The sequence below is a fragment of the Aeromonas dhakensis genome (assembly GCF_000820305.1).
In the GTDB taxonomy this organism is placed as follows: domain Bacteria; phylum Pseudomonadota; class Gammaproteobacteria; order Enterobacterales; family Aeromonadaceae; genus Aeromonas; species Aeromonas dhakensis.
In genome coordinates, this window is the sequence record NZ_CDBH01000045.1 from 235,715 (window position 1) to 247,927 (window position 12,213).

The 12,213-nt window shown below is 65.1% G+C and carries 4 protein-coding genes; 3 read left to right on the forward strand and 1 reads right to left on the reverse strand.

The features are described 5' to 3' along the window. Window positions 1-25 precede the first annotated feature (25 nt). A complete protein-coding gene (locus BN1143_RS12495; protein ID WP_042050850.1) occupies window positions 26-2,965 on the reverse strand; it encodes a sensor domain-containing phosphodiesterase in 2,940 nt (979 codons plus the stop codon). 134 nt (window positions 2,966-3,099) lie between these two features. On the opposite strand from BN1143_RS12495, the gene BN1143_RS12500 reads away from it, so the two are divergent. The 3 genes from BN1143_RS12500 to pbpC all read left to right on the forward strand — a co-directional run bounded on the left by BN1143_RS12500 (window position 3,100) and on the right by pbpC (window position 12,168). After that, on the forward strand, window positions 3,100-4,788 hold the full coding sequence (locus BN1143_RS12500) for an FAD-dependent oxidoreductase (RefSeq protein WP_042050851.1): 1,689 nt from the start codon (window positions 3,100-3,102) through the stop codon (window positions 4,786-4,788). Window positions 4,789-4,952: 164 nt separating this feature from the next. Next, complete coding sequence (locus tag BN1143_RS12505) at window positions 4,953-9,842, forward strand: alpha-2-macroglobulin family protein (protein ID WP_042050852.1); 4,890 nt, start codon at window positions 4,953-4,955, stop codon at window positions 9,840-9,842. A gap of 10 nt (window positions 9,843-9,852) precedes the next feature. Then, a complete protein-coding gene (gene pbpC / locus BN1143_RS12510; RefSeq protein ID WP_082038540.1) occupies window positions 9,853-12,168 on the forward strand; it encodes a penicillin-binding protein 1C in 2,316 nt (771 codons plus the stop codon). The last annotated feature ends 45 nt before the right edge of the window (window positions 12,169-12,213 follow it).

A 12,213-nucleotide genomic window follows, 5' to 3' on the forward strand; every position in this document is an offset into this window, starting at 1 on the left:
ATAAAGCCCTATAAATCCTACATGTTTAGCCCGGAGCCGGGGCACCCAGCAAGCTCTCGAGGGCTTTGGCGGTGAGCGGTCTGCTGGTCAGGAAGCCTTGATAATGCTGGCAGCCGAGGGCTTTGAGGATGGCGAGCTGTTCTTCGTCCTCCACCCCTTCGGCGGTGACGGTAAAACGAAAAACCTTGGCCAGTTCCAGGATCGCCTTGACGATGGCCTTGTCCTGTTCGCTGTGCACCAGGGTCTGGATGAAGCTTCTGTCGAGCTTCACCTCGTCCGCCGGCAGATCACGCAGATAGGCGAGCGACGAGTAGCCGGTGCCGAAATCATCGATGGAGAGCAGGATGCCGAGCTCCTTGAGCTGGCGCATCCTGGCGATGCTCTCCAGCCGGTTCTCCAGCACCACAGATTCGGTCACCTCCAGCAGCAGGCGGGAGGGGGGCACCCCGGTATCGCGCAATATGTATTCCACCTGCTGCACGAAGCCTGCGGTGTGGAACTGGCGGGCGCTGACGTTGACCGACAAATGGGGAATGGCCAGCCCGCGGTTGAGCCAGAAGCTGTATTGGGCGCAGGCGGTCTTCATCACCCAGTAGCCGATGTCCTGGATGAGGCTGGTCTCTTCGGCGATGGGGATGAACTCTGCCGGCGGCACCATGCTGCCGTCGCTGCGCTGCCAGCGCAGCAGCGCCTCGATGCCGGAGAGCGCGCCGTTGTCGACCCGGTATTGCGGCTGATAGTGCAGTTGCAGCTCGTGGTGGCGCAGGGCATCGCGCAGCTGGTTGTTGAGCGCCAGCTTGCTCTTCTCTTTCTCCGCCATGGCCTCGCTGAAGAACACATAGTTGCCCTGGCCGGATCGCTTGGCCATGTGGGTGGCGGTGTCGGCCTGCTGCATCAGCACCAGGTGATCCTTGTCCTCGCTGGAGAAGAGGCTGATCCCCACCGAGGCGCTGCAGTGCAGCTTGTGATCCTCGATGTCGAACGGGATGCGAAACAGCCCCATCAGCTCGCGGGCGAAGTGTTCTGCCAGGATCTTGGCGGTGACATAACCCTGGCCCAGGGCGCTGAACAGCAGGGCGAACTCGTCCCCCGAGATGCGGGCCAGCACCAGGTTGTCCTGGGGCAGGGTCTTGAGGCGCTCCACCACCGCCTGCAGCAGCAGATCGCCGCAGGCATGGCCGAGGGAGTCGTTGATCGACTTGAAGTTGTCCAGATCCACCAGCAGCAGGGCGCCCCACTGGCCGCTGGCCTCCTGCAGGGTGCGCTGCATGATGTCGTTGAGGCTGCGGCGGTTGTAGAGGCCGCACAGATCGTCGTAGTAGGCGAGCTGCTCGATGTGGCGCGCCGCCTCCTTTTCCTGGGTGATGTCGTAGAAGCTGCAGACATAGTGGCTGATCTCGCCGTGCTCATCCTGCACCCCGCTCACCATCAACCGGACCGGGAAGAGGTGGCCATCCTTGTGCAGGCAGCGCTCTTCGCCCATCCAGAACTCCTGGGCCGCCACCGCCTCGCGCACATCCTGCGCCAGGTGATCGCCATAGTAGGTGGGCCTGAGCCGGACGATATGCTGGCCGATCATCTCATCGTCGGCAAAGCCGGTGATGCGGCCAAAGGAGCGGTTGACCTTGAGGATGATCCCCTTGTGATCCATCACCAGCAGACCGTCGTGGGTGTTGAAGGCCACCTCGGCCAGCCGCAGCGCATCGTCTGCGGCCAATCGTTGCAGCTCGACGGCGGCCCGCTCGTGCTGGCTACTGAGGGCGTCGAGCAGCGGCATGGGGTCGGCCAGTGGCGCATCGAGCAGCAGGGTGAGTTGGCCGATGGGGGCGCCCTGCGAGCCGTGCAGCGGAATGCCGACATAGACGGGGGCATTGAGTGCCAGCAACTGGCTGGCCTGGGGATAGCGCAGGGGCAGGTCTTCCACATAGACAGCCTGGCCGTGCTGGAACAGCTCTTGGCCAGGACCCGGGTCCATCTGGATGGGCTTGAGCACCGAGAAGGTCTCCCCCTCCAGCACGCAGCGCGGGATCATCCAGAGATCCTGGCCGCGGGGCTGGTACTCGCCAATCCAGCCGATGCGTGCGCAGCTAATGCCCATGGCCCAGCTCACCAGGGCGCGGCAGTAAGCGATGCCGGTCAGCAGGGTGAGCTCGGCAGGCAGCGTCAGCACGGCGGGCTGGACCGGTTCCGGCACCGGTTGCCAGTGGCCGAGCAACTGGGCACTGTGCCGCACCAGTTGCAACATCTCTTCGCTGAGCGGGGTGGCGTTGAGGTATTCGAGGCTCAGCACGCCGATGAGTTTTTCCTGCTCAAGCAAGGCACCGTCCAGACGCGAGCTCACGCCGGCATTGGCCAGATAGTAGTGCTGACTCAGCATGGGCTGGTGCGCGGCTTCCGAAAAGCTCAGGGACTTGCGGGTGCGCAGGGCGCGGATGTAGCGACTGTCGCCGCGAATGGCGGCTACCTCGTCGGCCCCTAGGTTAAAGACCGGGGTCAGCTGCTCGCTGCCGAGGGGGCCGTTGGCCTGATAGTGCCAGAGGATTAGGCGATCGGCCCCCAGGCTCTCCTTGAGGGCCTCCAGCATGGCGGCAAACTGCTGCTGGCTCGCCATCTGGCTCAGGCGCGGCAGTTGCAGCGCCAAGTCGGCCACCGGCTCCTGGCGCAGGGTCTGCAGGCAGATGAGCCAGAAGGCGTCCTGTTCGTGGGAGAGGGCAATGTGCCACTGCTGGCCGGCAAAGCGCAGCACCAGCTTGCCGCCATGGCCGTTGCTGAGGGCTTGTTCGATGGGCAGGCGCAGTGCATCCGGCAGCTGGGCCGGCCAGGGGCCCCTTGGCTCATCGAGCCAGTAGAGTGGGGTTTGCATCACATCGGTCAACGCGACCAGCCGTTGGCTGCGCACGTCCAGACGAAAGAACAGCGGTGTCTGGTTGGCAGAAGAGAGATGACTGAGCGCGGTTGACGACATGAACTGATAACATCCTGTTGAACGACTGTCGGGTGGCAAGAATACTGCAAAATCGGTGCAAACAAAATTTCATTGAAATCTAAATTAGAAAATACTAATTTAATGTCAATTTGTCGTTGACTGGAGTCTTGCTGATGAAACGGATCCTGATTGTAGGCGGGGTAGCGGGGGGCGCGTCTGCTGCTGCCAGAGCCCGCCGTCTGAGCGAAGAGGCGGAAATTGTGATGTTCGAGCGGGGCGAGTTCGTCAGCTTCGCCAACTGCGGGCTGCCTTATCACATCGGTGGTGACATCCCCAACCGGGATGCCCTGTTGTTGCAGACCCCCCAGAGCTTCAAGCGCCGCTTCAACGTGGATGTGCGGGTTTTTCACGATGTCATCGAGATAGACAAGGCCGGCAAGAGCCTGCTGGTGCGCAACCTGCTGACCGGTGAAGAGCGGCGCGAAGCCTACGACGTGCTGCTGCTGAGCCCGGGCGCGGCCCCCATCCGGCCTCCCTTCCCCGGCATCGACAGCCCGGGTGTGCACACCCTGCGCAATATTCCCGACATGGATCGCATTCTGGCAGCGCTGGCGCACGATCAGCCGCACCATGTCACCGTCGTGGGGGGCGGTTTCATCGGACTGGAGATGATGGAGGCGCTGCACCAGCGCAAGCTGGACGTTACTTTGCTGGAGCTCTCCGATCAGGTGATGGCACCGGTGGATAAGGAGATGGCCAACATGCTCCATGCCCGCATCCGGGAGGAGGGGATCGACCTGCGCCTGCGCACCGGCCTCTCCACCATCGAGAGTCTGGATGTGCTAGCGGAAAAAACTGCTGCCGTGGCCACTGAACAACGGGGCGGGCTGCGACTGACCCTGAGCGATGGCACCCGGCTCGATACCGGCTTGCTGATCCTGGCCATCGGCGTCAAGCCCGAGACCCTGCTCGCCGCCAAGGTGGGGCTGGAGCTGGGGCCCCGCGGCGGCATCAAGGTGGATGCCGCCATGCGCACCTCGGATCCCTTCATCTATGCGGTGGGGGATGCGGTGGAGGAGACCGACTTCGTCACCGGCGAGTCAGTGCTGATCCCCCTGGCGGGGCCTGCCAACCGGCAGGGGCGCATCGCCGCCGACAACATGCTGGGCCGCGCCGAAACCTACAAGAAGACCCAGGGTACCGCCATCTGCAAGCTGTTCGATCTGGCAGTGGCCAGCACCGGGCTGAACGAGAAGCGGCTGCTGCAGCTGGGGCTGCCGTTCGAGAAGGCCTATGTTCACCCGGGCAGCCACGCCGGTTACTACCCCGGCGCCCACCCGGTCAGCCTCAAGCTGCTGTTTGCCCCCGATGGCAAGATTTACGGTGCCCAGGCCATCGGCAAGGACGGGGTCGACAAGCGCATCGACGTGCTGGCGGTGGCCCAGCGCGCCGGTCTCACCGTGTTTGATCTGCAGGATCTGGAGCTCACTTACGCGCCGCCCTTCGGCTCGGCCAAGGACGTGATCAACATGGCCGGCTTTGTGGCCAGCAACCACTTGAAAGGGGATACCCTGCTCTGCCACGCAGCCGAGGTAGAGGCCCGTCACCCCTATCAGCTGGTGCTGGATGTGCGCAATGGCCCCGAGCTCGACAAGCTGGGTCGCATTCCGGGGGCGGTGCACATTCCGCTGGATGAGCTGCGCAGCCGCCTTCATGAACTGCCCAGGGACAAAGAGCTGCTCATCAGCTGCCAGGTGGGCTTGCGCGGTCATGTGGCCTGTCGCCTGCTGAGCCAACACGGCTTCAAGGTCAAGAACCTCTCCGGCGGTTTCAAGACCTGGCAGATGGCGGTGATGGAGTAACCCGCCACAGCCGCAAGCGAGCGCCGACCCCTGGGTCGGCGCTGTTGCATCTGGCGGGGGCCGGAGGCGTTTTAATGCAATGAGTTTTGTGTCAAGCGAGCCTGATCCCTTATCCTGTTGGCTATTGCGCTGCACTGGCAGCGAGCCAATCAGGGATGACATTTATGCGCCGCGTCGACTCTCACCCTCGCTTCTCTCGTTCCTCACCGCAACAGACGGCCGCTCCCGAGCGCCGCTGGCCGGCCCTGCTGCTGGCGGGGCTCACTGCGTTGCTGCTGAGCGGCTGTGGCCCCGACAAGCCTGTTGCCAATGAGCCGACCACACAGCCAGTTGCCCAGCAGGAGGTAGGGGCGCCGAGTTCAGTTGTGCAGGCCAATGCCCGTCAATATCGGGATGCCCCGGCGCTGGCGCTGGTCTTTTCCGGCCCCTTGGTGCCCAAGGCGAACTGGCAGAGCTGGCTTGCCGTGAGTGAGGGAGGCAAGCAGGTGCAGGGGGAGTGGATCCTGGCCGATGATGGCCGCACCCTCTACTTCCCAAACGTGCAGCCCGATAAAAGTTATGAGGTGAGCCTCAAGGCAGGACTGGGCCCATCCCCTCAGCGCTGGACCCTCAAGACCCGGCCGCTGGAGGCGGGAGCCTCCTTTACCGCCAGCGGGATGGTATTGCCGCTGCGCGACGAGCTGCGCCTGCCCATCAGCGCGGTCAACGTGGACGAGGTCAATATCGACTTCTTCCGGGTCGATGCGGAATATCTACCCCGTTTTCTGGCCGAGTATCGCCCCGGTGCCGGCATGGGCAACTGGGAGCTTGAGCAGATCACCAAGCGGGCCAAGCGGGTGTTCAGCGGCCGTTACGCGCTGGAGCTCGATGCCAACCGGCGCGAGACCCGCCTTATCAATGTGAAGGAGCCGCAGCTGGCCGAGGCCGGCGTCTACTTTGCGGTGATGTCACCCCTTGGCAACTACGACTGGCGCAAGGAGACCACCTATTTCGCGGTGAGCGACATGGGGCTCAGTGCCCGTCGTTACCGCGATGAGTTGGAGGTGTTCGTCAGCTCCCTGGCCAGCGCCGACCCCCTCAAGGATGTGCAGCTCTCCCTGCTCGACCAGAAGGGCAACCGGCTGCAGGTGCAAACCACCGACCCCCAAGGTCATCGCCGCTTCGATCAGGTGCAAGGGGCTCGCCTGCTGCTGGCCGAGCAGGGCAACCATCTGGCGGTGCTGCGCCTCGATGGGGCGGCGCTCGATCTCTCCACCTTCGATCTCGGCACCCAGCCCTGGCAGGCCCAGCAGCTCTATCTGTTCAGCGGGCGAGATCTCTATCGCCCCGGCGAGCGGCTCGACAGCGAGATCCTGCTCAAGGGGCAGGATGGCCAGTTGCTGCCGGGGATGGCGGTTGAGCTGGAAGTGAAACAACCGGACGGCCAGCTGCTCGAACAAAAACGGCTGTTGCCCGATCCTCTGGGCGCCGCCCACTACGGCCTGCGGCTGCCGGAGGATGCCCCGCTCGGGCGCTGGAGCATCAACCTCAAGACCGCCGCCGGCAGTCGCTTCGAGTGGCCCTTTCTGGTGGAGGAGTTCTTGCCGGAGCGGCTGAAACTGCAGCTTGGCAAGGGGCCGGATGGGGACGTCACGGATCTGGACGCTGCCCTGACGCTGCCGCTGCAGGGGGACTATCTCTACGGCGCGCCAGCCAGTGCCACCAAGGCCAAGGCGGAGGTAAAAATCAGCCGCGCCACCATGCCCTTTACCCAGTGGCAGGAGTTCACTCTGGGTGACGTGCTGCTCGCCGAGCAGGCCAAGGATCTCGAGCCCCTCAACATCACCCTCGATGCGCAGGGGCAGGGGACTTTTTCGCTGGCTGATGAGCTCGATGGTGTGCGCGCCCTCGGGCCGCTGGAGGTGGCCTATCGGGTGTCGCTTTCCGAACCCGGTGGCCGCGCCGTCAATCGCAGCCGCACCCAGTATGGCTGGCCAGCGGGCAGCCAGTGGCCGGCGCTCAAGGCCGACTTTGTGGCGGATCGGGTGGAAGGGGGCAAGCCGCTCCCCTTCCAGATCCTCAACCTCGATGCGCAAGGTCAACCGGTGGCGGGAGCGGTGAAGGTGCGCCTTATCAACGAGTACCGCGATTACTACTGGCACTACGCTGATGGCGAGGGGTGGAAGTACGAGTTCAACAGTCAGCCCTATCTGGAGCAGGAGCAGACCCTGCAGCTGGATGGCAAGGGGCCGACCCCGCTCACGCTGCAACTGGCGGCGGGCTGGTATCGCTTGGAGGTGGAGAACAGCCAGGGCCATCAATCGAGCCTGCGGGTGGAAATAGGCAGTTACGCCTGGGGCGGTGGTGGCGAGCAGGCACGGCCCGATAAGATTGCCATCACCCTCGACAAGCGCGCCTATCAGGCGGGTGACAAGGCCAAAGTGACCCTGGTGGCGCCGCGACCCGGCAAGGGGCTCTTGTTGGTGGAAGATGGCGACGGCCTGCGCTGGTGGCAGCGTATCGAGCTAAAAGGCACCGGCAGCGATGCCAAGGATGCCCGCGGCGAGTTCGAGATCCCGGTCAGCCCCGAGTGGCTGCGCCATGACCTGCATATCTCGGCCCAGATCGCCGCGCCAGACAGCGCCTCCAAACCGGCTGGCAAGCAGCAGGGGCAGAGCCTGCGCTCGGTCGGTCTGGTGCCGCTCACCCTAGATCGGGAAGCGCGCCGTCTGCCGCTTACCCTGAGCGCGCCGGATAAAGCGGTGCCGCTTACCCGACTGGAGGTGACAGCCACCTCCACCCCCAACAGTCAGGGGCGGGTGGTGCTGGCGGCGGTGGATCGGGGTGTGCTTAATATCAGCGATTATCAACCCCTCGACCCGTTCGAGATCTTCTTTGGCCGCAAGCGCTTCGCCCAGGATTTGTTCGACAACTACGGCCAGGTGATCCCGCCGCAGGATGGCAAGCTGGCCCGCCTCAACTACGGGGGTGATAGGGCGCCGCTGAAAAAGGGCGGCGCGCTGGAGAGCAGGGTCGAGATCGCCGCACTGTGGAGCGGCGAGGTGAGTTTTGACGAGCAGGGTAAGGCGGTGATCCCGCTCGATCTGCCCAACTTCAATGGCGAGCTGGCGCTGATGGCGCTGGCCTGGAACGAACAGCAAGTCGGCGAGGCCGAGCGCGCCGTCAGGGTAGTAGCGCCCTTGGTGGCCGAGATCGGCTGGCCGCGCTTTGGCGCCAGAGGGGATGAGACCCGGGCGCTGGTACAGCTGCGCAACATGAGCGGCGAGGATCAGACCCTCTCCCTGGCCTGGACCCTCAATGGCGGGCTCAAGACAAACGGCGAGCTGCCTAGCATGCTGTCCCTCAAAAACGGCGAGGAGCAGTGGCTGACCCTGCCGCTCACCGTGACCGGGGCAAGCGGCGTGGCAAGCCTGCAGTTAGCGGCCAGCGGCAAGGATTTTGCCATCAGTCGCGACTGGTATCTGCCGCTACGCTCCCCCTGGCCGGCCGAGACTCGCCAGCGCTACCAGATGCTGGCTCCCGGTCAGCAGATGAGTTTTGCGCCAGCTGAGCTGGCTGGGCTGGATCGCGCTAACCTGCAGGGGCTGCTCAGCCTCTCCGGCACTCCGCCCTGGGATCCGGCTGCCCAGTGGCAGGCGCTGGCCGACTACCCCTACGCCTGTCTGGAGCAGACCTTGTCGCGGGCCTGGCCTTACTTGCTGACCACGGCGGATGAGCGGGCCACCTGGAGCAAACCCTCAGAGGGCAAGCAAGCAGCGAGCGAGGCGGATGTGCAACGCGCTCTGCTGCAGCGGCTGCAGCGGTTGCAACTGCCCAGCGGCGGCTTTGGCCTCTGGGATGGCCGCTCCGACGAGGAGCAGTGGCTCACCGCCTATGCCGCCGACTACCTGCTGGCGCGCAAGGAAGCGGGCGACGCAGTGCCGGAGGCAATGCTCAATCAGGCGCTGAACCGGTTGCAAAGCTATCTCACCGACAGTCAGTACGGCGAGCGCTGGAGCAGTGCTCCCGAGCACAGCCGGCTGGCCTATCAGGCCTACAGCGCCTATGTGCTGGCCCGGGTGGGCAAGGCGCCACTCGCTACCCTGCGCCTTGTCTGGGAGCAGCAGGCCGATCACGCTCGCTCCGGTTTGCCGCTCTTGCACCTCTCGCTGGCGCTCTCGGCCATGGGGGATGAGCAAAACGCCGCCAAGGCCCTCAGTCGGGCATTGGCGACCGAGCGTGGTGACGACTATCTGGGGGATTACGGTTCGCAGTTACGCGATGGAGCTCTTGAGCTCTCCTTGCTGCGCCAGCACAAGCTGGCGATGGATCGCTGGCCCGCCCTCAGCGCCAAGGTGGCCGATACCCTGGCTCACCGTCAGTGGTTAAGCACCCTGGAGCGGCTCGCCCTGCTGCGACTCGCCCGCGTCGATCCGGCCGTCGACTGGCAGGCCAGGGTGACTTCCTCTCTTGGCAGTGGATCCCTGAGCGGTTCGGCCCCGTTGCAGCTGGGGGCCCCCGAGGCGCTGGCGGCGAGTACCGTCACCAACGAGGGCAAGGGGTCCCTCTATGTGCAGCGCACCCTGATCGGCTACCCCGAGCAGGCGCCTGCGCGCGTCAGTCAGGGGATAAGCGTGACCCGCAGCTGGTTCAACAGCGATGGTCAGCGTTTTGATCCCGCCAAGGTGAAGGTGGGGGATCTGGTGGTTGTGCGGCTCAACGTCAGCAGCGAATCGGCGGTGCCCGATGCCCTGCTGGTGGAGATGGTGCCTGCCGGCTTCGAGCTGGAGAACCCGGCTCTTGGCAACAGCATCAAGCTCGAAGAGCTCTCCATTGAGGGGAAACCGGCGTGGCAGAGCGAGTGGAACGACTATCTCAAGCATCAGGAGTTTCGCGATGACCGCTACACGGCAGCGCTGGATCTGAGCGAGGGGAGCAACCAGCAGCTGGTCTACCTGATGCGGGCGGTGACGCCGGGCCGCTATCAGGTGCCGCCGACCCAGGTGGAGGATATGTACCGGCCCGAGCTGCGGGCCGTGGGTGAGGACATCCACGAGGTAACTATCTCTGAGTAGCTGGCGCTTGATGGGTCGCAGTGGTCGCGACTGTCGGCGCTGGCTTGGCCGTCTGCCGCGCTGGCTGCGCTTCTCGGGGCTGGGCGTTGTAGCACTGCTCCTGTCATTGCTGGCGCTGGATCGTATCTTTCCGCCGCCGCCACTCGACCCGGCCTATGCGCGGGTGGTGCTCGACATGAAGGGGCGACCGCTGCGCGCCTTTGCCGATACCAGCGGGGTGTGGCGCTACCCCGTGACCCTGGAGCAGGTCTCCCCCCGCTATATCGAGGCATTGCTTGGCTACGAGGATCGCTACTTCTGGCGTCATCCCGGGGTCAATCCGGTGGCCATGATACGCGGGGTCTGGCAGTGGCTGCGCAACGGACGCGCCGTGTCGGGCGGCTCGACCCTCACCATGCAGGTTGCCCGCCTCATCGAGCCCTATCACAGGAGCGTGCCTGGCAAGTTGCGCCAGATGGCCCGAGCGCTGCAACTGGAGTGGCACTACGACAAGCGCACCCTGCTCACCGTCTACCTCAACCGGGCGCCGTTTGGCGGCAACCTGGAGGGGGTGCAGGCGGCAAGTTTTGCCTATCTCGGCAAGAGCGCCGCCAAGCTGACCCATGCCGAAGCGGCGCTGTTGGCGGTGCTGCCGCAGGCCCCCAGCCGCAACCGGCCGGACCGGCATCCCGAGCGGGCCCGCGTCGCCCGCGACAAGGTAATGCAGCGGCTGGTGGCGCAGGGCGTCTGGCCCGAACAGGTGTGGCTGGAGGGGCGTATCGAGCCGGTGCTGGCCCGCGGTCACTTCACGCCGATGGAGGCGCCGCTGTTTGCCCGCCTCGCCGCCGACAATCAGGCCGGGGCGCTGGTGCACACCACCATCGATGGCGATCTGCAGCGCTGGCTGGAGGGGCGGGTGGCGAGCTATATCCGCCGCTTCCCCGAGCAGACCTCCGCCGCCCTGCTGCTGGTGGACAACAAAAACATGACGGTACGCGCCTATGTGGGCAGCGCCGAGTATGGCAATTTGCGCCGCCACGGTTACCTCGACATGGTGCAGGCGATCCGCTCCCCCGGCTCCACCCTCAAGCCCTTTATCTACGGTCTGGCCATGGACGAGGGGCTGGTGCACTCGGCCTCCCTGCTCTCTGATGCGCCAAGGCTCGGGTCTGACTATCGTCCCGCCAATTTTTCCGGCGCCTTTCAGGGGCCGGTGACCCTCGCCCAGGCGCTGCAGCAATCCCTCAACGTGCCGGCGGTGCAGGTGTTGGAGGCGCTGGGGCCGGACAAACTGGTCAGCCGTCTCGACAATGCCGGGGTGAGGCTGGCCCTCTCCGACAAGCCCAATCCGGCCATCGCGCTGGGTGCGGCGGGCATTCGGCTCGAGCAACTGGTGGCCCTCTACAGCGCACTGACCCGGCAGGGGCAGGTGGCAATGCCGGTCTGGCTGGCGGGGCAGCAGGCGGTGTCGCGCCCCTTGCTGAGCCCGGGAGCGGCCTGGATCATCTGGCAGATATTGAGCGCGCAGGGGCGGGCGGATCAGCCCTTTGCCAGCGAGGCGACCGGCCGGGTCAATCGACTGGCCTGGAAGACCGGTACCAGCTATGGCTATCGCGACAGCTGGGCGATGGGGGTCTCCGGTCGCTGGACCATAGGCGTCTGGCTGGGACGCCCCGACGGCACCCCCATGCCCGGTTTCTACGGCCAGAGCGCGGCGGTGCCGCTGCTGCTCTCGGTCTACTCGCGGCTGGCTGACAACAGTCCCCTGCCGGCACAACCCAATACGGTGAGCGAGGCCGAAGTTTGCTGGCCGCTGGGGCGCAGGGCGAACGCGACCCTGCCGCAAACGTGTCTGCAGCGTCAGAGTGCCTGGCTGCTGGAAGGGCGGGATCCCCCAACCTTGCCGGATCCCATGGATTGGCCCTCGCCGCTGCGCCAGGTTGCGTTGACCGATCAAGGAAAACCCACGCAGAGCCGCTGCCACGATGCAGCGCAATCCGGTTTTCGGGCGCTCTGGCCATTGTCGCTGGAGCCGTGGCGGGGGCCTGGCGAGCGGCGCCAGGCGCTGCTGGCGAGTGGCTGCAAGGGGGAGGGGCAGAGCACCGAGCTGCAGGCCCCCATTCGCATCCTGGCGCTGGGGGAGGGCAACCTTGTTCGCAGCCAGCGCTATCGGTTGCAGCCCAAGGTGCTGGGGGGCGTCGGCAAGCCGGCATGGTTTCTCAACGGCCAGCGGCTGCGCTGGGACGGGGATCAGGTGCTGAGCGAGGCGGGTCGATACCAGCTGGTGGTAGTAGACGAGGCGGGCAACAGCGATCGCATCGAGTTTCGGCTGGAGAATCCCTCCTGAGGGGAGAGGCGGTGCCTAATTGGCGTGTCAGAATATTGACGACAT

What these genes read in the sequence shown, in the direction of transcription:
- BN1143_RS12495 (WP_042050850.1), bottom strand. Translation starts at nt 2,965, where the DNA reads ATGTCGTCAACCGCGCTCAGTCATCTCTCTTCTGCCAACCAGACACCG.
- BN1143_RS12500 (WP_042050851.1), top strand. Translation starts at nt 3,100, where the DNA reads ATGAAACGGATCCTGATTGTAGGCGGGGTAGCGGGGGGCGCGTCTGCT.
- BN1143_RS12505 (WP_042050852.1), top strand. Translation starts at nt 4,953, where the DNA reads ATGCGCCGCGTCGACTCTCACCCTCGCTTCTCTCGTTCCTCACCGCAA.
- pbpC (WP_082038540.1), top strand. Translation starts at nt 9,853, where the DNA reads ATGGGTCGCAGTGGTCGCGACTGTCGGCGCTGGCTTGGCCGTCTGCCG.